Below are 25417 nucleotides of genomic sequence, written 5' to 3'. Positions count from 1 at the left end.
CGGTGCGCCGGGTATCGCCCAGTTCACAGTCCCCAAACATCTGTCGTGACCATTCCAGTGCGTCCTTGGGTATCATCGTAATCCATCGGTTTTTTGTTTCAGAGAATTTGAAACTACTTCTCAGTGGAAATGTGATCAAGATACAGCGCTAGGGCGGGGGGAGGGAATGCGCTTTGTGTAGGGTGGGTAACGCTTTTTTGCCGACGCGGATTCAACAACACGCGTGGGCAGCAAAGCAGCCCATTTTGAAGGGCAGGAAGTAGCCTCTTAAATCTTCCGACGTTTCGTGGTTTTCCGTTTCGTTTTGGCGTTGGCCTTCTTTGTCGTTTTAACTCGCAGGCTTTGTTGCTTCTGACTCGCCAACCGAATCGATTCGCGCGCCCAGATGCGCAACTGCTCGACGTCGGTCAGCACCTCTTCGGGCAACTCATAAAATCGCCGCACTTGGATGCGGCCTTTCTTAGTCGTGTACGAAAACGGCTGCATACCGGCTTGCTCATATTTCGGTCGAGTGCTGTCGTCGACGACGAAATACAACGTGTTGCCCATGATCATGGCGAACATCGCCGAACCGGCGCGTATTCCGACACCACCGAACATGCGGCCGGTATGTACCGGACCGATCGGTTGCAATAACTCCAGCACATACTCGGTGTATTCCGCACTCGCCGACATCGGTCACCTCCCCTCGTCGGCAATAGCGTAACGCCGATTCCCGCTGTAAGGAAATCATCACACCAGCGCCATCGGCGCGTCACGCCACCGCGGCACTGTGTGCATCACTCAAGCAGGAGGTGGCGCCATGTCCCTTTCAGCTCAACTGCAGACACTGCTTCAACCAGATACACGTGTCGAACCGCCGGCAAAGCGATTCAGCGTCGGACTGGCAAGCACCCGCGACCACGTTATCGCCGCGCAGCGACTGCGCTATCAAGTGTTCATCGAGGAGATGGGCGCACGACTCAACATCGCCGAGCATGGCATCGAAGCGGATGAATTCGATCCGTACTGCGATCACTTGATCGTGCGCGATCATGAAATCGATACCGTCGTCGGTTGTTATCGCATCCTCACCGACACGCAGGCGCAACGCGCCGGCCGGTTTTATTCGCAGAGCGAGTTCGACATCACCCGCATCTTGGCGTTGCCTGGGCGGATCATGGAAGTCGGACGCACTTGCGTGCATCCCGAGTATCGCGGCGGCGCGGTGATCGCGCTGTTGTGGAACGGTATTGCGCGCTATCTATTGGCAAATCGTTTCGACTACTTGATAGGCTGCGCCAGCGTACCGCTGCGTTCGGGCACGAACGAAATCTGGCTGATGTATCGGCGCTTAGCGCGGACCAGTCTGGCGCCGGAAAATTGCCGCGTCCATCCGCGCGTGCCACTGCCGAAGATCAACCTCACCCGCGTCACCCAGGAACCGCACGTGCCACCGTTGATCAACGCCTATTTGCGTGCCGGCGCTCGGGTCTGCGGCGAACCGGGTTGGGATCCGCATTTCAATGTCGCCGACTTGTTCGTACTGCTGCGTGCGGACCAAGTGAACGCTCGTTATGCTCGCCACTTCCTCGACCGCGCGGGCTGAACCGACACGGTGGCGATCGGCGCGGCGCGAGTTGCGCCGGTATACGCGGCTCGCGCGGCTGCTGACTCATCTCTTGATCGGCGGTGCGGTCGCCGGCTTACTGCCGATGTTGCGAGCGCGCCGCGGCTCGCTCGCGGCCGACCGGGTGGTGCATTGGTGGAACCGACAGCTACTCGCCATTATCAATTTACGCCTGCGAATCATCGGCGATATCGCCGGTGAGGCAACGCTCTACGTCTGCAACCATATCTCTTGGCTCGACATCCCGTGCCTGCGCGCGGTAATCAATGCGACCTTCGTCTCCAAGGAAGAGGTCCGCGGCTGGCCCATCTTCGGCCGTATGGCAGCGCATGCCGGCACGATTTTCATCGCCCGCGGCGACCCGGAAACCACGACCGCCGCGGCCGACGCGATGACCTGGCTCTTAACCCAGCGCCGGTCGGTAACGATGTTTCCGGAAGGCACGACGACTAGCGGCGACGAAGTGCAGCGCTTTTATCCTCGCCTCTACCAAGCGGCGATTCGAACGCGTGCCCAAGTACAGGCCGTGGCAATTACCTATCCGCATGTTGACGGCGTGCATCCGGCGACACCGTTTGTGGGCGACGATATGCTGGCACCACACGTGTGGCGCTTGCTGGCCGAAGACACGCTGGTGGCGCAGCTGACCTTTTGTACACCGTTACCGGCCGCTAACTATGCGCGCCGCGAGTTAGCGGAAGCGACGCGAGCACAGATTGCGGACGCGCTTTATCTTCGCGACGAACCGACGCAGGTTACGGAACTGGCGAATGTCGCTGGGCTGTAACACAAGCCAGGTACGGTCGGTCCTTGACTCGTTTTCTCAAAAATCGAAACAACTTATACCCGGGAAAATGCCATCATGCGCCCGTCATTTTTCATTCATCAAACTGTCATACAGCGCTGAGATAGTGGGCGCGTTTTCAAGCCACCTTATAATTCTTCGGAGACATTTCAATGAAGCTTAAACACACGTTACTGGCGGCCAGCCTAACCGCAGTAGCGGCTGGCACGTTTGCGCTGCCGGCGATTGCCGCCGACACAACCGTACAGATCGACGGTTCGAGCACGGTATTCCCCATCACCGAAGCGGTTGCCGAAGAATTCCAAAAAGCCAAGAAAGGCGCGGTCAAGGTGACGGTGGGTATTTCCGGCACCGGCGGCGGCTTCAAGAAATTCTGCCGTGGCGAGACCGACATCTCCGACGCCTCGCGGCCGATCCTGAAGAAGGAAATGGACGCGTGCAAAGAGGCTGGCGTTCAGTACATCGAGTTGCCGATTGCCTATGACGCGTTGACCGTGGTCGTAAACCCGCAGAACGACTGGCTGAAGACCGCCACCGTCGCCGAGCTCAAGAAAATGTGGGAGCCGGAAGCGCAGGGCAAGGTCATGAAATGGAGCGACATTAATCCGAAGTGGCCCGCTACCCCGCTCAAGTTATTCGGCCCCGGCGCCGATTCCGGCACGTTCGATTACTTCACGGAAGCGGTCAACGGCAAGTCGAAGGCCTCGCGCGGCGATTTCACCGCCAGCGAAGACGACAACGTGCTCGTCACCGGCGTGTCGCGCGACAAGGGCGCACTCGGTTACTTCGGCTACGCCTACTACATCGAGAACCAAGGCAAGTTAAAGGCCGTGGGCATCGATAACGGCAAGGGCGCGGTCCTACCGTCGGAAAAGACGGTGGAAGACGGCAGCTATGCACCGCTGTCGCGGCCGATCTTCATCTACATCAACGCCAAATCGCTCGATAAGCCGGAGATCAAAGAGTTTGTCGAGTTTTACCTGAAGAATGGACCAGCCCTGGTCAAAGAAGTGAAGTACATCCCGCTGCCGGCTAGCGCCTATAAAACGGCGGGTGAGCACTTAAATAAGAAGAAGCTCGGCACCGTGTTCGGCGGCGAGGCCCAAGTCGGCCTCAAGATCGACGAGCTGTTGAAGCGCGAAGCCAAGCTATAATTCCAGCGGTATTTGGCAGGATCGAGGGCGCCACTGGGCGCCCTCTTTTTTTGCGCTGTCATGAATCTGTCACAATGGCCGCCTACCATGACTCGCCCTGACCCACGCCCTGGTTACTTGTGAACTCTGCTCGCGCGCAACCTTCCCGCTTCGCCTACCAGGCCAGGCGCCACGTGCCGGAACGCATCATCCAGACGCTGTTGTTCCTGGCGGCGTTTTTTGCGGTGGCGGTTACTATCGCCATCGTCATCGTCTTGGTTCACGAATCACTTGGGTTTTTCGCGCAGGTGTCGTTGTGGGATTTCCTGACCGATACCGAATGGACGCCGTTGTTCTCGATCAAGCACTACGGCGTGCTGCCGCTGGTGGCCGGCACACTGGTGACGACGATGATTGCGCTGACCGTGGCGGTGCCGCTCGGCACTATCATCGCCATTTACCTCTCTGAATTCTCCTCGCACCGCGTGCGCGAAGTCGTAAAGCCGATGCTCGAGCTTTTGAGCGGCATCCCGACCGTGGTGTACGGCTATTTTGCACTGTTGTTCGTCACACCGTTGCTGCAGAACACGATCCTGCCCGACCTACCGGGCTTTAACATGCTCGCCGCCGGTATCGTCATGGGCATCATGATCATCCCGTACGTATCGTCGGTCAGCGAAGACGCCATGCGCGCGGTGCCGATGCATATCCGCGAGGGCTCGTACGCCATGGGCGCGACGCGCTTTCAGACGGCATTGTGGGTGGTGACACCGGCAGCGACGTCTGGCATCGTCGCCGCTTACATTCTCGGTATCTCGCGCGCCGTCGGCGAAACCATGGTGGTGGCGATCGCCGCCGGCATGCAGCCGAACCTAACTTGGAACCCGTTCGAGAGCGCCGCCACGATTACCGCCTACATCGTCCAGGTCGCCCTCGGCGATCTACCGCACGGCTCGGTCGAATACCAAAGTATTTTCGCAGTGGGCTTGGTACTGATGCTGCTGACGTTGGCATTCAATATCATCGGCCACTGGCTGCGCCGGCGTTACCGCGAGGTGTACTGATGAAAGAGCAGAAACTGCAAGAGCTGCGCGCGCTCATCAGTCGACATAAACGCTGGGACGGTATCTTCGCCGTCATCGGCCTGGCGGCGATGTTGGTCGGCATGATTACGCTGTTTGCGCTGTTCGTCGATCTCTTGATCGACGGCGCCCCGCAACTTACCTGGGACTTTTTTACCTCGTTCCCGTCGCGGCGCGCGAGCAGCGCCGGCATCCTGTCGGCGTGGGTCGGATCGACCTTGGTCATGCTGGTAACCGCGCTCGCCGGCGTGCCGCTCGGGGTAGCGGCCGGGGTTTATCTCGAAGAGTACGCGCCGCGCAATTGGATGACCGATCTCATCGAGATCAACGTGACCAACTTGGCCGGCGTACCGTCGATCGTGTACGGCCTCCTGGCACTCGGCTTGTTCGTTTACCAATTGAACTTGGGCCATAGCATCATCGCCGCCGGCCTCACCCTTGGCTTGCTGATCTTGCCGGTCGTCATCGTCGCCACGCGCGAGGCGATTCGCTCGGTACCGGGCGTCATCCGCGAAGCGGCCTACGCTCTCGGCGCCACTAAGTGGCAATGCGTGTCACACCACGTGCTGCCGTACTCGACCGCCGGCATCTTGACCGGCGTCATCATCGGCATGGCGCGCGCCATCGGCGAGACCGCGCCGCTCATTACCATCGGCGCACTTACCTTCATCGCCTTTTTGCCGCCGGCGCCGCTGACCGGCGAGCCGCCGGCCGGCTTGTTCGATTGGTTGTTTGCACCGTTCACGGTGCTGCCGATCCAGATGTTCAACTGGTTATCGCGCCCGCAGGCGGCATTCATCAATAACGCGGCTGCCACCGGCGTTGTCATCATCGTCATGACACTGGCGATGAACGCCGTCGCCATCGTCATCCGTTATCGTTATCGCAAGCGCATCAAATGGTAGACCCGAGGGAAATCATGAAGCCCGATACTCAGACCGTCGTGCGGCCAAGCCCGGCACGGCCCATCCCGCCTCGGCCTACGCGAGCGCTCGGCGACCACGCCACCGCCGAAACCGCGACCGCGCCGCTGAAAGCGCAGGCGCGCGATCTGAATTTTTATTACGGCGGCACCGTCCAGGCACTGAAACATATCAATCTGGAATTGGCCGAAAAGCGCGTCACTGCTTTGATCGGCCCGTCAGGTTGCGGTAAGTCGACGTTCCTGCGCTGCTTCAACCGTATGCACGATCTTTATCCCGGTAATCGTTACGAGGGCGAGATCGTCATTCACCCGGACAACATCAACATCCTCGGTAAGGGTGTCGATCCGATCGAAGTGCGCATGCGCATATCGATGGTGTTTCAAAAGCCGAATCCGTTCCCAAAATCGATTTACGAAAACGTCGCCTACGGTCTCCAAGTACGCGGCGTGAAGAAGCGCAGCAAGCTCGACGACAAGGTGGAAGAAGCCCTGCGCGGCGCTGCCTTGTGGGATGAGGTCAAGAATCGGCTCGACGATCTGGCGTTCAACCTGTCCGGCGGCCAACAACAACGGCTATGCATCGCCCGCGCGCTGGCGACCGATCCCGAGATCCTGCTGTTCGACGAACCGACCTCGGCGCTCGATCCGATCGCTACCGCCAGCATCGAGGAATTGATCCACGAGTTGCGCACGAAGGTGACGATCCTGATCGTGACGCACAACATGCAACAAGCGGCGCGCGTGTCCGACTATACTGCGTTCATGCATCTGGGTGAGTTGGTGGAGTTCGGAAAGACTGACGATATCTTCACCAACCCGACTAAAAAACAGACCGAGGATTACATTACCGGTCGCTATGGATAACGAATAATGGATTAATCCCTCCCCCTCAGGGGGAGGGATGGGGTGGGGGTGGGTTGGGAGTGTTGCATAAACACCGCCCCCTTCGTTTGAACCCACCCCCACCCTTTCCCCTCCCCCTGAGGGGGAGGGGAAGTTGGTAAGAATCTTTTTTAATAGTAGGAGCTGTCATGGAACCGATTCACACCCACATCTCACGCCAATACAACGCCGAGCTGGAAGACATCCGCTCGAAGGTGCTGCAGATGGGCGGGCTGGTCGAGCAACAGATCGAGCAAGCACTGCTAGCACTAACGCAGGGCGATACCGCGCTCGGCGAAGCGGTGATCATGGACGACACCAAGGTCAATCAACTCGACGTCGCCATCGACGAAGAGTGCCAGCACATCATCGCCCGCCGGCAACCGGCGGCAAGCGATCTGCGCTTGGTGCTGGCCGTCATTAAAACCGTCAGCGATCTCGAACGCATCGGCGACGAAGCCGAGAAGATCGCGCGCATGGCCGTGCGCCTGGCGCAAGAAGAGCGGCCGAAGAACAACTACGCCGAGATTCAAACGCTCGGCAATCACGTGCGCTACATGGTGCACGACGCGCTCGACGCATTCGCTCGTCTCGACATCGAAGACGCGCTACGAGTCGCGCGCGAGGATCGCAAGATCGATCAGAAGTACGAAGGCATCTTGCGGCAGCTGATTACTTTTATGATGGAAGACCCGCGCACGATCTCGCGCATGCTGAACGTCATCTGGACCGCGCGTGCGCTCGAACGCATCGGCGATCATGCGCGCAATATCTGCGAATACGTCATCTATCTGGTGAAAGGCAAAGACGTGCGTCACACCAGCCTTGACCAGATCGAGAAAGAAATCCTCGGACGGACGCCGTAAGCCGACGCGTTAGCCGTTCCCTAAATAGCGTCGTGCAAATGACATGCTGAAAAACGCCCGGGTTCGATCTGCTGCAACGCCGGTACTTCCGTCTTACAGCGCGCGAATGCGTGCGGGCAACGCGGATGAAAATGGCAACCCGGCGGTGGATCGAGCGGCGACGGCACTTCTCCCTGGATGGCGACAAAAGTTTTCTTTTGCACGCGCAACGTCGGCGCCTCGGCCAATAACGCTTGCGTGTAGGGGTGATTCGGGCGGGCGTAGATTTCGTCCGTCGGCGCGGACTCGATGATGCGACCGAGATACATCACTAACACCCGATCGGCAATATGTCGCACGACGCCCAAGTCGTGACTGATGAACAAATACGTCAGGTTGAGCTCGGCGCGCAGCTGCAGGAACAAATTGATGATCTGCGCCTGAATCGACACATCCAGCGCCGCCACCGATTCGTCGCATACCAAAAACTCCGGCGCCACCGCCAACGCCCGGGCAATGCCAATACGCGCCCGCTGACCGCCGGAGAACTGATGCGGGAAGCGCCGCATCAGCGCCGGATCGAGGCCGACGCGCGTTAACAACTGCGCAACGTATTCTGCCTGTGCGCGCTTAGTCACGAGCCGATGCGCCACCGGCGCCTCACCGATGATCTGCTGCACACGCAAGCGCGGGTTCAGCGCCGCGTAAGGATCCTGAAAAATCATCTGTAGGCGTAGCTGTCGCCGGCGGCGCTCGCCGGCCGGCAGCCGATCGATCGCTTCACCCTTCCACCAACGCTCGCCTTGCGTTGGCACGTGCAAGCCGACGACGATCCGACCTAAGGTCGACTTACCGCAACCGGACTCACCGACCAACGCCACCACCTCGCCGGGGGCGATTCGCAAATCGACGTTATCGACCGCGTGTACCACCACTGCCTCGGCATCGGCGCCCAGCCAGTTACCGATTCGGCGGAGCGCGCCCAATGGTTCGACGAAGCGCTTCGATACGCCACGCAACTCCAGTATCGGTGTCGAAGTCATGCGTGATCCGGCGCAGGCAGCGGATGAAAGCAGCGGAACTGCCGGCCGTGCTGTGCCGACAGCAACGGTTCCTCGCCGCAGACGTCGGTCGCATAACTACAGCGCTCGCGAAAAGCACAGCCATGGGGCAAATTTTGCAGCGACGGCGCCGATCCCGGAATCGGCGTCAACGGTTGTCCGCGTCGATCGCGCGTCGGCACCGAGTCGATCAGTCCACGCGTGTACGGATGCAATGGCGCCTCCAGCACTTGCTGCACGCTACCTTGCTCGACAATGCGGCCGGCGTACATCACACAGACACGGTCGGCCAAACCGGCGATCACCGATAGATCGTGTGTAATCCACAGCAGACTGGTGCCGGACTCGCGACACAGTTTTTGAACCTCGTACAAAATTTGTCCGCGCAACGTCACGTCGAGCGCGGTCGTCGGTTCGTCGGCGACGATCAAGTCCGGCTTGTGCAGCAAGGCAATAGCGATGGCGACACGCTGGCGCATGCCGCCGGAAAATTGGTGCGGATACGCGCGCAGGCGTTCATCCGGCGCGGCAATGCCTACCTGCACCAACACCGCGCGCGCACGCGCGCGGGCGGCGTTGCTACTGACGCGCTCATGCGCCTTGATCGCTTCGATCATTTGCGTGTCGATCCGCAGTACCGGATTCAACGCCATCGCCGGATCCTGAAAGATCATGGCCAAGCGATTACCGCGCAACGACCGCCATTGCTCCGGCTGCAACTGTCGGAGGTCCTGGCCTCTGAACAGAATGCGCCCGCCGATCACCTCGCCCGGCGGATCGACCAGACCCATGATCGAATAAGCGGTGACCGACTTACCGGATCCGGATTCGCCGACCAAGCCGAGCACTTCGCCGGGCGCCACCTGAAAGCTCACGTCATCGACCGCTTTGAGCACACTGCCCTTGCCGACGAAAACCGTTTGCAATCCGTCGACGCTCAAGATCGGTAACGTCATGCGCGGCTCACGGCGCCTGCAATCGCGGATTTATCAAGTCGCGCAGCTGATCGGCGACAACATTGATCGCCACGATCGTCAGCACCAGCGCGGCGCCGGGGAAAAAACTGATCCAGTAGTCGCCGGATAATAAATATTGAAAACCATTGGCGATCAACAAACCGAGCGACGGCTCGGTGATCGGCAGACCTATCCCGAGGAACGACAGCGTCGCTTCGAGCGTGATGGCGGCGGCGAGTTGCAGCGTGGCGATTACGATCAACGGTGGCAAACAATTCGGCAATAAGTGCTTAAAGAGAATGCGCCACGGTGACAGACCCAGCAGCACCGCCGCCTCGATATATTCCTGCCGGCGTTCGATCATCGCCGCCGACCGGGTGGTGCGCGCGTAGTACGCCCACTGCACGGCGACGAGCGCGGCGATCACCTTGCCGATACCCTGCCCCGCCACCGTAATCAATATCAGCGCGATCAAGATGGCTGGGAACGACAGCTGCATATCGGCGATACGCATGAGCAACGCATCGGTCCACCCGCCGACATAGCCGGCAATTAAACCGAGCAAGGTACCGATCGCGAATGCCAGCAGCGTCGCTGACACACCGACGGCGATACTGATGCGCAAGCCGTAAATTATGGCAGACAGCATGTCGCGACCCTGTTCGTCGGTGCCGAGCCAATAAATCTTGCCACCGTCGCCGGCCGGCGACCCCGGCGGCATGCGCGCGTCGAGAATATTGAGTTGCGCCAAATCGTAAGGATTTTGCGGAGCCAACCACGGCGCCGTTAGCGCCAACAGCACGATCGCCACCAACACGACTAACCCGCCGACGGCGAGTTTGCTTTCACGGTAGCTGGTCACGAGTTCACGGAACAACGTTGGCGTCGTCATTGCTTAGAGTGCCTAACAAAATGAAATGACTTCAACGTAGCGTTCCCTCCCCTTCAGGGGGGCGAAGCGGGGAATTCACGAATGTCCGGTGGACATTCGCGCCGCTGAGCGGATGCGTTGAAGTTTGCGCATCCTGGGCGGGAAGCGACAGGGTGGGGGTGGGTTTCGACGTTGCGTCACTAACCCACCCCCACCCCAACCCTCCCCCTGAGGGGGAGGGAGTTAACGTGCCAATGTTCATTTTGTTACCGTCTCTTAGCGTGCTCGCATTTTCGGTTCGGCTAGGCGAATTCGCGGGTCGAGTAGCGCATACAACAGATCGACCACGAGATTGATACCGATGAATAACGCCACGACGATCAACACGTAAGCGACGATCACGGGACGATCGAGCAAGTTGATCGAATCGATCAGCAGCTTGCCCATACCCGGCCAAGCAAAGATGGTTTCCGTGACCACCGCGAACGCGACTACCGAACCGAACTGCAACGCGACGACGGTCACGATCGGAATAGCGATGTTCTTCAAGACGTGGACACCGACAATGCGACGGTTCGACAAACCTTTGGCGCGGGCGAACTTTATATAGTCCTGCGCCATCGCCTCCTGCGTGCCGGTGCGCGCCAAGCGGATGATCAGAGCGATGTTGAACAATGCCAGCGTCAGCGCCGGCAGCAGCAGGTGGCACCAACCATCGAGCGTGAATATCGACAGCGGCATGCCAAAGATGTCGATCGTCGCACCGCGCCCGTTCGACGGCAGCCAGCCCAGCTGCACCGAGAACCACATAATCAACATCAGTCCGATCCAAAACGTCGGCAGGCTGAAACCGAGTATCGACACGCCCATGATGGTGCGCGCCGCCCACGACCGCGGATGCAGCCCAGCCCATAAGCCGAGCGGCATGCCGACGGCAATAGCGCCGACGATGGCGACGCTCGCCAACTCGAGCGTCGCTGGCATGCGCTCGAGAATCAGCCCCAACGCCGGCACGCCGTGCACGAACGACTTGCCGAGATCGCCGCTAACGGCGCCCTTTAGGAAGTACAGATACTGCGCCCACAACGGCTTATCCAAACCAAGAGCGGCGACGGTGCGGGCGATTTCGGCTTGCGTTGCTTGCGGGTCGATCAACAGATCAATCGGATTACCGACGGCATATACCCCGACGAACACCAGCAGCGACATGACTAACAGCGCCAGCACGCTTTGCAGCAGGCGCCGCAACATAAAAACCATCATGCCGTCTTACTCAGGATGAAATTGCTGCGCCAAGGTGAATTCGTCGGTGCGCGGCGTATAGCGAATGCCCTTCTTAGTCGCCCAGGTCACGACCTGGTTGTACAACGGAATAATGGCGTAATCTTTTTTCACGGCGAGCTCGACCGCTTGCTGCAACAATTTTTCGCGCGGCTTGTCGTCGACGGTGCGCAGTGCCTGCAACAACAACTCATCGAACCGCGGATTGCTGTAGCTCGCCCAATTGTAAGCACCGAGCCCTTTTTCCTTATCGGTGGTCGCCAAGAACGCGCGCATCGCGCCGGACGGCTCGCCGCCGCCGACGCCCCAACCGAGCAACCCGAAGCCGTTCTCCTTGCGCGCCGCGCGTGGGATGTACGTGGCCATCGGCATGGTCTGCACCTTGGTGTCGATGCCGCCACGCGTCAACATCTGGCCGATGGCCTGCGCCACTTGATCGTCGTTGATGAATCGATTGTTCGGCGCGAAGAACGTAATGCCGAAACCGTTGGGATAACCCGCCTCGGTCAGCAGCCGCTTCGCGCCGGCCAGGTCGTAGGTCTCCGGCGTCAACGTCGGACTGAAGCCGTATGTGCCGGGCGCGGCGATATTGCCGTTCGGCACACCGAGCTTATCGATCACGCGTTCGGCCAGAACGTTGCGGTCGATCAACTTGGATATCGCCTGGCGCACGCGCAAATCCTGCAACGGATTTTTCGCCAACGGCTTACCCGCTTTATCGACCGCGTACGGCGTGGTGTCGCGAAAATCGAGATAGATGAACATGAATCGGCTGGACACCTTTTCATACACCGACAGCTTCTTGTTCTGGCGAAATTGCGCCACCAGATTCGCCTGCACGTTCTCAATCGCCTGCACGTCGCCGGACAACAACGCCGACATGCGCGCCGAGTCGTTCGGCAGCATCTTCAACGTCACCTGGGTCCACGCCGGCTTGTCACCCCAATAAGCGTCGTTGCGTTGCAACTGAATGCTGTCGCCCTTGGTGTACCTGGTCAGCTTGAACGGGCCGGAACCGGCCTCGACCTTGCCCAAATTAAAATCTTCGGTCGAGGCGTTCTGCGCCGCCTTCTTCGACACGATAAAAATCCGCGACAGGTCGTTCGGCAACAACGGATACGGTATCGCCGTCGTCAGCTGGATCGTGTAGGGATCGATGATCTTTTTGCTGACGATCGTTTTCGTGTAACTGGTGAACGGCGCACTACTGGTCGTGAGCGTCGCCGGCCGATCGATCGAAAACGCCACATCGTCCGCCGTCAACGGCGATCCGTCGTGAAACTTAACATCGCGCCGCAGCTTGAACTCCCACGTCGTCTCGTTGATCGGACGCCACGATGTCGCCAATACTGGGATCAAGTGCGTATCCGGATCCAACGCGACTAAGGTTTCGTAAATATGCGCGCACACGGCGCTGACGGAATCTTGATTGGCAAAGTGCGGATCGACCGTAACGATGTCGGTGCTCAACCCAACCCGCAACTCATCGAGCGCCAGCAACGGCGAACTAGCAACGACCCATAACACGCAGAAAAATATACGCAGGAACTTCAGCATCCGACTCATCTCCTTTATCTCGGCAGGGGTTCCATAAAAGCTCGGTTCATGAGAACGCTAAACACCGCCACTGTCCAGCCGGCGGCACGATGTTGCCGCATTCACGAATCCTAATGAGCCTTTGGGTCGCCATTCTGGCTTAACTACCTATTCTTCCAAACGGATTACCCCTTAGCCCTAATTTTCTCGAAACTGTCATGTCATTATCGGTCCAACGGGGTCTCGGGCTATGCTTGGTAACACAGCAGTCATATTTCCCCTGTAACATTATTGAAAATTAGACCTGCCCCCATGAGCAGCGCCGAGACCATCACGATCGAACTGCAGCAGCAGCCCGAACTCTATTTGAACCGGGAGTTGTCGTTGCTCGCGTTCAATCGGCGCGTATTGGAGCAAGCACGCGACCTCAGCACGCCGCTGCTCGAACGGTTGCGCTTCTTATGTATCGCCAGCAGCAACCTCGACGAATTCTTCGAAATTCGCGTGGCCGGATTGAAGGAGCAAGTCGTATCGGGATCGACCCAGGCCGGTCCCGACAACATCGGCCCGCAGGAAGTGCTGACGCGCATCTGTACCGAAGCACACAAGCTGGTGGAAGAGCAGTACCGGGTACTGAACGAAGAGCTCATTCCAGCGCTGGAGCGCGAACGCATTCGCTTCTTGCGTCGCAGCCAATGGAGCACCGAGCAAGAGCAATGGGTGCGTAATTACTTTGAGCAAGAGCTGTTGCCGGTATTGAGCCCGCTCGGGCTCGATCCGGCGCATCCGTTCCCGAAGATCCTCAACAAGAGTTTGAACTTCATCGTCTCGCTACGCGGGCGCGATGCCTTCGGCCGCGTCGGCGGTATCGCCATCGTTCAAGCGCCGCGGGCGTTACCGCGGTTGATCCAGCTCCCGATCGAATGCGGCAGCGGTCCGCACGACTTCGTGTTCTTGTCGTCGATCATTCATAACCACGTCAGCGATTTGTTCCCCGGCATGGAAGTCACCGGCTGCCATCAGTTCCGCGTCACCCGCAACTCGGAACTGTTCGTCGACGAAGAAGAAGTCGGCGACCTATTGCGCGCGGTCGAAGGCGAGCTCGCATCGCGGCGCTACGGCGACACCGTGCGCCTTGAAGTTGCCGACAACTGTGCGGCGGCCATGACGTCGTATTTAATGAACGAATTCGAATTGGGCGAACCGGACGTTTATCAGGTCAACGGGCCGGTCAATCTCAATCGATTGATGGCAATCTCCGAGCTGCTCGACCGCCCGGACCTCAAGTACCCCGCGTTCGTACCGGGCATGCCGCCGGTGTTGGCGCACCGGGAAGACATCTTCGCCGCGATCCGTGCCGGCGACATTCTGCTGCATCATCCGTTCGAGTCGTTCGTGCCGGTGGTCGATTTTTTACGCCAGGCGGCAGCCGATCCAAACGTGCTGGCGATCAAGCAAACGCTCTATCGTACCGGCAAAAGCTCGGTGTTAGTCGAAGCGCTGATCGCCGCCGCCCGCGCCGGCAAAGAAGTGACGGTCATCATCGAGCTACGCGCCCGGTTCGATGAAGAAGCAAACATCAACCTCGCGTCGGCGCTACAGGAAGCCGGCGCGCACGTCGTCTACGGCGTCGTCGGTTACAAGACGCACGCGAAGATGGTGTTGGTGGTACGGCGCGAAAACGGCAAGCTGCGACAGTACGTGCACCTCGGTACCGGCAATTACCACGACCGTACCGCCCGGCTCTACACCGACTTCGGCCTGCTGACCTGCGACGGCCCGATTGGCGACGACGTACACAAAGTGTTTCTGCAACTCACCAGTCTCGGCCGAGTGCCGAAGCTGAAGAAACTTTTACAGTCGCCGTTTACCCTGCAAAAAGAACTGCTGAACCGCATCGAGCGCGAAGCCAACTACGCCCGTGTCGGTCGGCCGGCGAAGATCGTCGCCAAGATGAACGCCATCATCGAGCCGCAGATCATCCAAGCGCTCTATCGCGCGTCCCAGGCCGGCGTGCAAATCGACCTCATCATCCGCGGCACTTGCTGCCTGCGGCCGGGCTTAGCCGGCATTTCCGACAATATTCGCGTGCGCTCGATCATCGGTCGCTTTCTCGAACATCCGCGGGTTTATTGGTTTCAGAACGACGGTAAGGAAGAAGTATGGCTCGCCAGCGCCGACTGGATGGATCGCAATTTCTTTCGGCGCGTCGAGATTGCGTTCCCGGTCAACGACGCAAAATTGCGTGCGCGCGTCGTCAAGGAAGCGCTGGAAACGTATCTCGCCGATAACACGCAAGCGTGGGAACTTCGGAGCGATGGTAGCTATGTGCGCGTTGCCACACCGGAGGCGCCGCCGATAGCAGCACAACTTACCCTGCTTAAGAGTTTGGCAGAGACACCGTAGCAGATTGCTAGACGGCGCTGCTCGCCGACATAAATGCTACGCAGTCACATCCATCTTTTTCGATCGCGACCGACGATATTCATGGGGCGTCATGCCTTCTAGGCGCTTGAACACGGTAAGGATTGGCTGTATCGAATCCGGCTGTTGTCGCTTCACCGTGTAATTACCGGGTTATTATTTTTGCCTTCACTGAGTGACAGCATTTTTATAAAGCCTATCGCCACTCACTACCGTTTTGCCGCTAATAACTAACTCGCAAAAAAGACCGGGGCCGTCCCCGCTCCGGCCTACCGCTAGCACGTCACATAGCAGCTTTATTAGGTAGATTGATGAGCCAACAACTAACCGTTAACTGTGCGAATGGTCGCCGCGGTCCAGGCACATCTTGTATCCACAGAGGCAATAATATTGAGCGCCAGTGCCTTGGTAACCGCTTGTGTGCGATTGCTGACGTTCAACTTAACGAAGATTTGTTGAATGTGGTATTTGACGTTCCGATGAGTAATGCCGGTAATTTCGGCGATTTCTACGTTGGTCTTACCGTAATGCAGCCAACGCAGAATCTCGATCTGACGCTCACTCAAAATTGCCGAGCCATCGTTGGCCGGCAGATCAAGTGCTGTTATCGCTTCCAGCACAACCATCGCCCGCTTTAGGGCCATATGTAGCTGCGGTACTAACCCAGCAGTGCTTACCGCTTTTAATTCATCTATGACATCTACCAGTGTCAGGCGTTGCTCAGCGTTCATGGCTCGACGGTCTAGTACCTATCTTTTGTTCGCTGTTCCTTACCGTTCCCGTCACCATCCCTGGCAACGGCGCCCTATGGGCGCGCGTGCTGCACTTAGGCAGGTGAATCTTGCATCATTAGAGCGACATCATCGTCCACGCCTATAGGCGCGGACGCCGTTCAGCGGTCAAGCGGCGGTCGCCTGTCTCGATCGGGTCTTGCGATACTCGCTAGGCGTCATCCCTTCAACGCGTTTGAACACTGAGTTGAACGTGGTCTTTGAGCGAAAACCGCTGATATAGGCAACGTCGAGCAGCGAAAAAGAATCGAACGATGGATCATCGATCGCCCGCTTTACGGCATCGATGCGCATCCGGTTAATGAAATCGTAGAAGTTGGCGCCCATATGCTGGTTAATCAGCTGTGATAATTGATTTGGCGTGGCATCGATTTGCTCGGCGAGGTCGGCTAATGTTAGGTCCTCTTCCAAATATGGCTTATCGGTCTTTATAACCGCCTCCAAACGCGCCTGAAGCACGGCAATTTGTTCAGCGGTGAGGGTTGAGCGGACGTATTTGCCGGCTTCTACCCGATCCAACATCGGCGTTTCCGATACAGCCGACTCTTCCATCGCGGGCGGCGCATGGGCCGATTCGCGGCCCGAGTTAGCGGTAGTAGCCACACTGCGCTTCCTGCGGACTCCATGCCTTATATATATCGAACGCTGAATGACGCCGTAGTAGCCCATATAGCCAATGTAAATCGCTATCCCAATAGCGGTAATCGAGTTGCCAATTTGTAGCGACCATGTCCAAGTCATCGCCCAGGCCAACCATAATCCGAACGCCACCCCGAAGAGCCCAGTGACCCAGTTAAGCGAGCGCGACTCGATTTCGGAAAATTGCTCGACCAAGCGACGACGATATTGCGTAACTGCGCGGAAAACAGCGAGCAGATAGACCAGTATCTGTGCAACCGCTGGCGCCATCATTATCAAGATCACCGACGTTTGGCTCGTCATTGAGACGTTCATATCAGGTACGAGCAACTCCAGTCGGCCGTCGATAATGACGCCACAGGTGAAAACTACCGCCGCGATCGGCAACGCAAAATGCAACGCATCGCGCCGACGGAACGCGGGTACAGGCTGCGTCAGTGTTCGTATATAAAGCCACAATGCTGGGCCGATTGAGAGAACTGCCGTAGGAACGAAAGCGAGTAGCAGTGCCCCTTGGTGGGCCATATCGAATTGCAGAAAGAGGGTGGCGATACAGTTAATAGAAAGCCCGGCCAACGCTAGCGCCAGCCAGTAGTTCGCCCGGTTTTTGACGGCAGAACGCAACAACAGCAGAATCAATGGCGCCGCCTGACCTACGCTGGCGGCGGCAATGATAATGTTTAACTTATTAATACCGCCCAAGAGATTGCGATCCCCCCCCATCAGTGAAATTTAGCGCCGCCCAAAAAAATAAAGGACCAACAGAAGTGTCGGTCCCTCGCGCACTATCGCCTGCCCATTGAGCCTAAAACTAACTGGCTATTTTAAGGAGCACTACGCCTGATCTCTTACGACGCTTATCGGCGCAATACCCAGTTCCGTCGCCGCCGATGGCCAAGGTCGAGAGAGTTCTAGCTAAATAACGATGAAGACAGGCACAAATGTCTTTTTGCGAGGTTACAACGACGGGCAGGAAATTACCGAGTAAATGCCAGTAGGACCAGCACTAATACTGTGTCAATCGAAGTTGAGCTGCAACTTAGCTACCCGCAAATAACGCGCTTCTTGTGCCAAATCCGCCGCCGTCAGCGGATTGTGCGCCAACCAACCGGCCGGAAAACGCAATGATAACCGACGCTTATCGGCGCGCAGCCGAGCGCGCGGTAGTGGCGCGTCGGTACGGCCGCGATTGAGTAGCACCGCCAACCGCAACATTGCAGCCATTTGCCGCGCGCGTTTGCCGCTGCGTCGCGGTAACGTCTCGAACGCTTCGATAGGAAACCGCCGGCGATGACTGCGCACTAACACCGCTAACAGCTGCTGCTGCTCGCGGGCAAAACCAGGGAGATCGGAATTCGCCAATAGATAGGCGCCGTGATGATGATATTTACTGTGGGCGACTGCCAAGCCGAGCTCATGCAACCGCGCCGCCCAACCGAGCAACCGCGCCGCGTCGTCGTCTAGCTCCCAAGCGTGCTTCACTTGGGCGACGCACTCGTCGACCGTACGGGCGACGCGCTCAGCTTGGGCAGTATCGATGTGATACCGACTGCCGAGCGCCTGCACCGTCTGCTCGCGCGCGTCTTCGTGACGTAAGCGACCGAGCAGATCGTGCAATATGCCTTCGCGTAATCCGCTCGCCGATACCTGCAAACGCTTGAGATCGAGTGCCTGAAATACGGCGCGCAGGATGACGACACCGGCGGCAAACACCGGCGCGCGCTCGGCACTCAAACCCGGCATATCGAACGCACGCGCGTGGCCGGCGGCGGTAATTCTGTCGGTTAATTTTTCGAGCGCGGCGGCAGTGATACCTTCGTCCGGCTCAACCCACTTCTGACTCTGCACCACCGCGGCCATCGCACGGATCGCGCCGGAACTGCCGTAGGCCTCGTCCCAGCCATGCGCCCGAAATTGCGCTTCGATGGGTTTGCACTCAAGCCGGGCGGCAGTCGAGGCGGCGCGCATCGCCTTGGCGTTTATCCGACCGTTAGCGAAGTAAGCGCGGTTCAGGCTGACGCAACCGAGCGACAAGCTTTCGGCGAGCTGCGGCATGACACCGACACCGAGGATCAACTCGGTACTACCGCCGCCGATATCGATCACCAACCGTCGCTTGTCGGTGTTGGGTAAGTGGTGAGCGACGCCTTGGTAGATGAGTCGTGCCTCTTCTTGGCCGGAGACGATCTCGATCGGATGGCCCAGCGCCTTCTGCGCCGCTACCAGAAACGGTTCGCTGTTGCGCGCACGCCGCAAGGTGTCGGTGCCGACCACGCGCACCGCCTCCGACGGCAAGCCACGCAGGCGCTCGCCGAACCGTTGTAGGCATTCGAGCGCACGCCGGCTGGTGGTTTTGGTCAACCGATTGCGCGCATCGAGCGCGCCGCCCAGCCGCACCATTTCCTGCAAACGATCGATAACACGCACTTGACCGTGCTCGATACGGGCGACCACTAAGTGGAAACTGTTCGAGCCGAGATCGATTGCGGCGATCAGCGACGGCACCGGCTGCTGCAGGTTCTCGGTTAAAGGGTCGAGCTCTAAGGCCTTCAGCGGCACCGCGATATTCCTGTCATCACCTACTGCGAATCTAACCGCTGGACAGGTGATCGAACAAGACCAGCCCCCAGGTGAGGATTACCAGAAACACCGACAACAACACTGCCGCCGAGCCCATGTCCTTGGCGCGGCCGGAAAGCTTGTGCCGGTCTTCGCCGATACGATCGACCGTTGCCTCGATCGCCGAGTTCAACAACTCGACGATCATGACAATAAACAAGCTACCGATCAGGAGTATCCGCTCGATGCCGTTGTCGCCAAGCCAAGCTCCCAACGGCGCCAGAATAAAAAATAATGCGACTTCCTGCCGAAACGCCGCCTCCTCCTGTAGCGCCGCCCGTATCCCCTGAACCGCGTAACGCAACGCGTTAATCAATCGTTCGATGTCACCCAAGCTGGCAATGATCTTCGTTAGCAACGGCATAAGCGTTCCTTATTTTGCGGCCACGCCATCTTAATGACACGGCCGTGACAAAACGATGACTCCGAAATCATCTGCCCGCAAAAAATGTTTCATGACCGTGCGTCATAGTCTAGTGGGCAAAAATGAGAGTGACGTCTATGGAACCGTTGCGCTTTCGCTCGATATGGATATCTGACGTTCATCTCGGCACACGTGCCTGCAAGGCCGAGTATCTCCTCGACTTCCTGCAGCACACCGACTCGACGCGCCTCTACCTGGTCGGCGACATCGTCGATTTCTGGAATCTCAAAGGCGGTTGGTATTGGCCGCGGCTGCATAACCAAGTCATTCAAACCGCCATGGAAAAAGCGTCGCGCGGAACCGAGGTGACGTACGTACCGGGCAATCACGACGAGCTGTTCCGCGATCATATCGGTCGTGCGTTCGGCGGTATACGCGTCGTCAAGGATGTCATTCACGAAACCGCCGACGGTCGCAAGCTGCTCGTGATCCACGGCGATGAGTTCGACGCCATCGTCGTCAACAGCAAGTGGCTGGCGCTGCTCGGTAGCTGGATGTACGACGTGCTGCTGTCGGCCAACCGCTGGGTCAACTGGGTGCGCCGACGCTGCGGCTTTCCGTATTGGTCGCTCGCCGCATTCCTCAAGCACAAAGTCAAAAACGCCGTCAACTTTATCAGCCACTTCGAACAGGCACTCGTGCACGAAGCCAAGCGCCGGCAAGTCGACGGCGTGATCTGCGGCCACATTCACAAAGCGACGCTCGAAGACTACGGCGACATCTTGTACGGCAACTGCGGCGATTGGGTGGAGTCGTGCACGGCGCTGGTCGAACGGCTCGACGGCAGCCTCGCCATCGTCCACTGGGCCGACGAAAGCGTTTACCTGTTGGAAGAAACTGACCATGAATATAGTCATAGTTACCGACGCCTGGTTCCCGCAGATTAACGGGGTCGTCCGCACGATCGCGCGCACGCGCGACGAGCTGCAGCGGCTCGGCCACGATGTCGACATCATCGGCCCGGATCGATTTCGCACGATCGCCTGCCCGACCTATCCGGAGATTCGCCTGTCGCTTTTTCCCGGGCGCAAACTGAACGAGCTACTCAGCCGCGCGCGCCCCGATGCCGTCCATATCTCCACCGAAGGACCGCTCGGTGTTGCCGCCCGTGCGTGGTGCTTGGATCATGATTTCCCCTTCACGACCTCGTTCCATACGCAGTTTCCGGAGTACGTGTGGCTACGTACGCGCATCCCGCTTTGGCTGTCGTACCGCGTGATGCGTTGGTTTCATGGGCGCGCAGCGACTGTCATGGTTGCCACACCGACGCTGTATCAACGCTTGTCGAAATGGGGCTTCAAGAATCTTGGAATGTGGTCGCGCGGTGTCGATACTGAATTATTCCGCCCACGCGATAAGTCACTGCTCAATACCAAACGCCCACTGTTCATGTACATGGGTCGCGTCGCCGTCGAAAAAAATATCGAGGCGTTCCTCACGCTCGATCTACCCGGCAGTAAGTGCGTGGTCGGCGGCGGCCCGGATTTGGAAATGCTCAAACGCAAATATCCGGACGTGCTGTTCCCAGGCTTCAAAGAGGGCGACGCCTTGGCGCAGCATCTCGCCGGCGCCGATGTATTCGTATTTCCGAGTCGCACCGACACTTTCGGGTTAGTGCTGATCGAGGCGCTCGCGTGCGGCATCCCGGTCGCGGCGTACCCGGTACAAGGTCCGGTCGACATCATCGACGACAGTGTTACCGGTTGGCTCGATGAGGATTTACGTAAAGCGGCAATTAAAGCATTAGCGCTCGATCCACAACGTTGCCGGGCGGCAGCGTTGCAATACACCTGGGGCACGTGCACCGAACAATTTTTATCGCATTTGCGGGCGGCGTCGATACCACCCACCAACAGGCGGGCGCGCGCGAACCAGACAATACCCGAGCGGCTGTAAGGGAGGACACCGATTTACACGGTGTAGCGGCTATCTCGATGTACAACGGCTCGTATCGAGCGATCTCGATATTGCGCTGCTTACAGCAGCGCTATCCGCTGCTCGATTCCACGTGCGTCAGCCATGGCGATAGTTCGTGGCGCTGTTGTCTACTCGCCGCCAACAGCTAAACCAATCGCCGCAACAGTGACGGCGGCGCTAACCACTGGAGCTTGCCAGTACCAGGCGCGGCGCGTGCCGGAAATTCAATCAAACAAGCACCACCTTTTTTGAAATCGATGAAACCCGTTTCGCGACCGGTAAGCAGCCAATCGACCAGGCTGCCCAAGTTCGGCTCATGACCGACCAATACTACCGTCACGCCCGGTGCCTGCTGCTTCAACCATTCGACGACTTCTGCTGCCGAACCGCTCGGTGCCAATGCCGGCACTTCGATAAGAGCATCGCACGCGAAAGCGTCGGCGACGATCTCGGCAGTTTCGTGCGCGCGCAGTAATGGACTGGTGGCTAGTACGTCGATGGTAGGGACGATTTGGCGCAGGCCTTTGGCATATTTACGCATGCTCTTCCGACCTTCGTCGGATAAACGACGTGCGGCATCGTTGTCTGTAGAAAACAGACTAAAGGCACGCTCTTCTGCCTTGGCATGACGAATTAAGAGTAGCTTCATATAAGAAAGAGTCTAACAAATGACCGGCGAGTTATTTGTTAGACTTAATACTAATGAGCGACGATTCACAGTTACATCAGCACGATAATTTGCAGCGCTTCGTTTTCGAAGGGGCGCCCATCCGCGGCGAGATCGTGCGCTTAGACGCCACTTACCGCGCGGTGCTCGACCGGCGCGACTATCCACCGGCGATACGCGAGATCTTGGGCGAGATGATGGCGGCGACGGCATTGCTCGCTTCAACGCTCAAGTTCGAAGGCCGGCTGATCATGCAAATCCAAGGCGACGGACCGATCACGTTGGCGATGGCTGAATGCTCGGAGAGCGGCGTCATGCGCGCTATCGCGCAATGGCAAGGCGACGTGACGCCGGCGCCGCTGGAGCAACTCGTCGGCCGCGGTCAGTTTGCCATCACAATCGATCCCGACGGTTCGCGCGAGCGCTACCAGGGTATCGTAACGTTGCAAGGCGGCTCCGTGGCGGCGGCGCTGGAACATTACTTCGCGCAATCGGAGCAATTGGATACACGACTGTGGCTGGTTACCGATAGCACGCAGGCGGCCGGCATGCTTCTGCAAAAATTACCGGACACACCGTTCGAAGACGCCGATGCCTGGGACCGGGCGGTACACTTAGGCGCGACGCTAACGCGTGAAGAATTACTGTTGCTGCCGGTGCCTGACCTTCTGCACCGGCTGTACCACGAAGAAGACGTACGCTTATTCGCCCGGCAACCGCTGAGCTTCCGCTGCTCCTGCTCACGCGATCGGGTCGAAGGGGTATTGCGGATGATGGGGCAGACGGAGGTCGAGTCGATCCTGCAGGAACGCGGCAATGTGCAGGCGGAATGCGAGTTTTGCGGGGCTAAATACGAATTCGACCCGATCGATGCCGCCCAGCTCTTTACCGATCCAGCGCCGGCCGACACCCCTTCCACGCGGCAATAATGCACCGTTATGGGGCGTTCTCGGCCGATAAGTCAATTCGTCGGTTTCGATAGCCTGTAACGCGGCTTGCTGTATAATGCCCGACCTTTTGCCCGACCCCCTACCCACTTCCAGCGAACTCCCGTGATTCAAAACTTACGCAACATTGCGATTATTGCTCACGTCGACCACGGCAAAACCACGCTCGTCGACAAATTGCTGCAGCAGTCCGGCACCTTCGATGCCCGTAAAGAAATGGGCACCTGCGTCATGGATTCGAACGCGCTCGAAAAAGAACGCGGCATCACGATCCTGGCGAAGAACACCTCCATCCGTTGGCGCGACTATCGCATCAACATCGTCGACACCCCCGGTCACGCCGACTTCGGCGGTGAAGTGGAGCGCGTGTTGTCGATGGTCGACTCGGTGTTGTTGCTGGTCGATGCGGTTGACGGCCCAATGCCGCAGACACGCTTCGTGACGAAGAAGGCGTTCGCCCACGGCCTGCGCCCGATCGTTGTCATTAATAAAATCGACCGCCCGGGTGCACGTCCGAGCTGGGTGCTCGATCAAACTTTCGATCTGTTCTTTCGCCTCGGCGCGACCGAAGAACAGCTCGACTTCCCGGTCGTCTACGCCTCGGCGCTGAACGGCTACGCCGGCCTCACGGAAGACACCAACGGCGGCGACATGACGCCGTTGTTCGAAACCATTTTGAAGCACGTGCCGGCGCCGGACGTCGACCTCGAAGGTCCGTTCCAGATGCAGGTATCGAACCTCGACTACTCGAGCTACGTCGGCGCCATCGCCGTCGGCCGCATCAAGCGCGGCCGCGTGAAGCCAAACCAGCTAGTTTCGGTCGCCGATCATTCCGGCAACGTACGCAATGGTCGCGTGCTGCAGGTGCTCGGCTTCCTCGGCCTTGATCGCCATGAAGTGCAAGAAGCCTCCGCTGGCGACATCATCGCCATCACCGGCATCGAAATGCCGCGCATCTCCGACATGTTCTGCGAACCGGATCACGTCGAGCTGCTACCGGAGCTGACGGTCGACGAACCGACCGTCAGCATGACGTTCGAAGTGAACAACTCACCGTTCGCCGGTCAGGATGGCAAATACGTCACCTCACGCAATATTAAAGAACGCCTGGAACGCGAGCTGATCCACAACGTTGCGCTGCGCGTCGAGCCGGGCGAGTCGCCCGACAAGTTCAAAGTCTCCGGCCGTGGCGAGTTGCATCTATCGGTGCTGATCGAAACCATGCGTCGCGAAGGCTTCGAGCTCGCGGTGTCGCGTCCACAGGTCATCATCAAGGAAGTCGACGGCGAGAAGCATGAGCCGTACGAGCAAGTGACGGTCGACATCGAAGCCGTGCACCAAGGCTCGATCATGGAAAAGCTCGGCGCCCGCAAAGGCGACCTGCTGAACATGGAGCCGGACGGCCAAGGCCGCGTGCGTTTGGAATATATGATTCCGGCGCGCGGATTGATCGGCTTTCAAACCGAGTTCTTGACCGCCACCGCCGGCACCGGTCTGCTGTACCACGTGTTCGACCATTACGGTCCGATGAAGAAGGGCGAGATCAAGAACCGCATCAACGGCGTGCTCATCGCCAACGGCGTCGGCGCCAGCGTCGCCTACTCGCTGTTCAGCTTGCAGGAACGCGGCCGCATGTTGATCGGCCCGGGCGAAGAGCTATACGAAGGCATGGTCATCGGCATCCACTCGCGCGACAACGACCTCGTGGTCAACGCGATGAAGGGTAAGCAGCTGACCAACATGCGCGCGTCGGGCTCGGACGAGAACATCATCCTCGTACCGCCGATCAAACTGTCGCTCGAGCAGGCGCTCGAGTTTATCGACGACGACGAGTTGGTCGAAGTCACGCCGAACTTCCTGCGTGTCCGTAAACGTTTCTTGAAGGAAACCGACCGCAAGCGGGTCGAGCGCGCAGCGGCGGGTTAATCACCTACGCTAGGCGACAGATAGGGCGGACTATGTCCGCTCTATTTTTTTGCACTAAAAAACTAAAGAAAACACTT

General features: G+C 58.5%; 23 protein-coding genes. 12 read left to right on the top strand and 11 right to left on the bottom strand.

The window, feature by feature from the left end; translation table 11 throughout:
* Positions 1-267: 267 nt before the first annotated feature.
* The gene (locus HY308_16335; protein ID MBI3899846.1) at positions 268-675 is read right to left on the bottom strand and encodes a TfoX/Sxy family protein; all 408 of its coding nucleotides are present in this window, start codon (positions 673-675) and stop codon (positions 268-270) included.
* 127 nt (positions 676-802) lie between these two features.
* Between HY308_16335 and HY308_16330 the strand changes: the two genes are divergently transcribed.
* The 7 genes from HY308_16330 to phoU all read left to right on the top strand — a co-directional run bounded on the left by HY308_16330 (position 803) and on the right by phoU (position 7302).
* Positions 803-1588 (top strand): GNAT family N-acetyltransferase, encoded by a 786-nt coding sequence (locus HY308_16330; GenBank protein MBI3899845.1) that lies wholly within the window; start codon positions 803-805, stop codon positions 1586-1588.
* A complete protein-coding gene (locus HY308_16325) occupies positions 1557-2396 on the top strand; it encodes a 1-acyl-sn-glycerol-3-phosphate acyltransferase (protein ID MBI3899844.1) in 840 nt (279 codons plus the stop codon). The genes HY308_16330 and HY308_16325 overlap by 32 nt, the downstream gene beginning before the upstream one ends.
* A 170-nt stretch (positions 2397-2566) precedes the next feature.
* A complete protein-coding gene (locus tag HY308_16320; GenBank protein MBI3899843.1) occupies positions 2567-3568 on the top strand; it encodes a PstS family phosphate ABC transporter substrate-binding protein in 1002 nt (333 codons plus the stop codon).
* Between the two features lie 119 nt (positions 3569-3687).
* A complete protein-coding gene (gene pstC, locus HY308_16315; GenBank protein ID MBI3899842.1) occupies positions 3688-4611 on the top strand; it encodes a phosphate ABC transporter permease subunit PstC in 924 nt (307 codons plus the stop codon).
* Positions 4611-5534 (top strand): phosphate ABC transporter permease PstA, encoded by a 924-nt coding sequence (gene pstA, locus HY308_16310; GenBank protein MBI3899841.1) that lies wholly within the window; start codon positions 4611-4613, stop codon positions 5532-5534. Before pstC ends, pstA begins: the two co-directional genes overlap by 1 nt.
* 14 nt (positions 5535-5548) lie before the next feature.
* Entirely contained in the window at positions 5549-6418 is an 870-nt protein-coding gene (gene pstB / locus HY308_16305) for a phosphate ABC transporter ATP-binding protein (GenBank protein MBI3899840.1), read from the top strand.
* 167 nt (positions 6419-6585) lie between these two features.
* A complete protein-coding gene (phoU, locus tag HY308_16300; protein MBI3899839.1) occupies positions 6586-7302 on the top strand; it encodes a phosphate signaling complex protein PhoU in 717 nt (238 codons plus the stop codon).
* A gap of 20 nt (positions 7303-7322) precedes the next feature.
* Here the strand turns inward: phoU and HY308_16295 are convergent, their stop codons facing one another.
* From HY308_16295 to HY308_16275, 5 genes are all read right to left on the bottom strand, one after another.
* Positions 7323-8324, bottom strand: coding sequence for an ABC transporter ATP-binding protein (locus HY308_16295; protein MBI3899838.1), 1002 nt, complete (start codon positions 8322-8324; stop codon positions 7323-7325).
* Positions 8321-9298 carry an ABC transporter ATP-binding protein gene (locus HY308_16290; GenBank protein ID MBI3899837.1) on the bottom strand — a complete coding sequence of 326 codons (978 nt, stop codon included), beginning with the start codon at positions 9296-9298 and terminating at the stop codon, positions 8321-8323. Before HY308_16290 ends, HY308_16295 begins: the two co-directional genes overlap by 4 nt.
* A gap of 7 nt (positions 9299-9305) precedes the next feature.
* Positions 9306-10190: an ABC transporter permease gene (locus HY308_16285; GenBank protein MBI3899836.1), complete on the bottom strand. Its 885-nt coding sequence runs from the start codon at positions 10188-10190 to the stop codon at positions 9306-9308.
* A gap of 255 nt (positions 10191-10445) precedes the next feature.
* The gene (locus tag HY308_16280) at positions 10446-11432 is read right to left on the bottom strand and encodes an ABC transporter permease (protein MBI3899835.1); all 987 of its coding nucleotides are present in this window, start codon (positions 11430-11432) and stop codon (positions 10446-10448) included.
* 6 nt (positions 11433-11438) lie between these two features.
* Positions 11439-13016 carry an ABC transporter substrate-binding protein gene (locus HY308_16275; protein MBI3899834.1) on the bottom strand — a complete coding sequence of 526 codons (1578 nt, stop codon included), beginning with the start codon at positions 13014-13016 and terminating at the stop codon, positions 11439-11441.
* A 282-nt stretch (positions 13017-13298) separates the two neighbouring features.
* Here HY308_16275 and ppk1 point away from each other — a divergent pair, with 282 nt between their 5' ends.
* Positions 13299-15392 carry a polyphosphate kinase 1 gene (gene ppk1, locus HY308_16270; GenBank protein MBI3899833.1) on the top strand — a complete coding sequence of 698 codons (2094 nt, stop codon included), beginning with the start codon at positions 13299-13301 and terminating at the stop codon, positions 15390-15392.
* A 341-nt stretch (positions 15393-15733) separates the two neighbouring features.
* Here ppk1 and HY308_16265 read toward each other — a convergent pair whose 3' ends face one another.
* From HY308_16265 to HY308_16250, 4 genes are all read right to left on the bottom strand, one after another.
* Positions 15734-16141, bottom strand: coding sequence for a hypothetical protein (locus tag HY308_16265; GenBank protein ID MBI3899832.1), 408 nt, complete (start codon positions 16139-16141; stop codon positions 15734-15736).
* Between the two features lie 168 nt (positions 16142-16309).
* Entirely contained in the window at positions 16310-17542 is a 1233-nt protein-coding gene (locus HY308_16260; GenBank protein ID MBI3899831.1) for a helix-turn-helix transcriptional regulator, read from the bottom strand.
* Between the two features lie 315 nt (positions 17543-17857).
* Entirely contained in the window at positions 17858-19357 is a 1500-nt protein-coding gene (gene ppx / locus HY308_16255) for an exopolyphosphatase (protein ID MBI3899830.1), read from the bottom strand.
* A gap of 73 nt (positions 19358-19430) precedes the next feature.
* Positions 19431-19823: a diacylglycerol kinase gene (locus HY308_16250; protein ID MBI3899829.1), complete on the bottom strand. Its 393-nt coding sequence runs from the start codon at positions 19821-19823 to the stop codon at positions 19431-19433.
* A gap of 137 nt (positions 19824-19960) precedes the next feature.
* Between HY308_16250 and HY308_16245 the strand changes: the two genes are divergently transcribed.
* Positions 19961-20770, top strand: a complete 810-nt coding sequence (locus HY308_16245) for a UDP-2,3-diacylglucosamine diphosphatase (protein ID MBI3899828.1) — start codon at positions 19961-19963, stop codon at positions 20768-20770.
* On the top strand, positions 20727-21779 hold the full coding sequence (locus tag HY308_16240) for a glycosyltransferase family 1 protein (GenBank protein MBI3899827.1): 1053 nt from the start codon (positions 20727-20729) through the stop codon (positions 21777-21779). Before HY308_16245 ends, HY308_16240 begins: the two co-directional genes overlap by 44 nt.
* Before the next feature lie 166 nt (positions 21780-21945).
* Here the strand turns inward: HY308_16240 and sixA are convergent, their stop codons facing one another.
* Positions 21946-22449, bottom strand: coding sequence for a phosphohistidine phosphatase SixA (gene sixA / locus HY308_16235; GenBank protein MBI3899826.1), 504 nt, complete (start codon positions 22447-22449; stop codon positions 21946-21948).
* A 53-nt stretch (positions 22450-22502) separates the two neighbouring features.
* Between sixA and hslO the strand changes: the two genes are divergently transcribed.
* Both hslO and typA read left to right on the top strand, forming a co-directional pair.
* Positions 22503-23396: an Hsp33 family molecular chaperone HslO gene (hslO, locus tag HY308_16230; GenBank protein MBI3899825.1), complete on the top strand. Its 894-nt coding sequence runs from the start codon at positions 22503-22505 to the stop codon at positions 23394-23396.
* A 123-nt stretch (positions 23397-23519) separates the two neighbouring features.
* Entirely contained in the window at positions 23520-25340 is a 1821-nt protein-coding gene (typA, locus tag HY308_16225; GenBank protein ID MBI3899824.1) for a translational GTPase TypA, read from the top strand.
* The last annotated feature ends 77 nt before the right edge of the window (positions 25341-25417 follow it).

The organism is Gammaproteobacteria bacterium (assembly GCA_016199745.1).
Taxonomy (GTDB): domain Bacteria; phylum Pseudomonadota; class Gammaproteobacteria; order Acidiferrobacterales; family Sulfurifustaceae; genus JACQFZ01.
The sequence above is the reverse complement of the archived record's forward strand: the minus strand, read 5'-3'. Positions and strand labels throughout refer to the sequence as shown.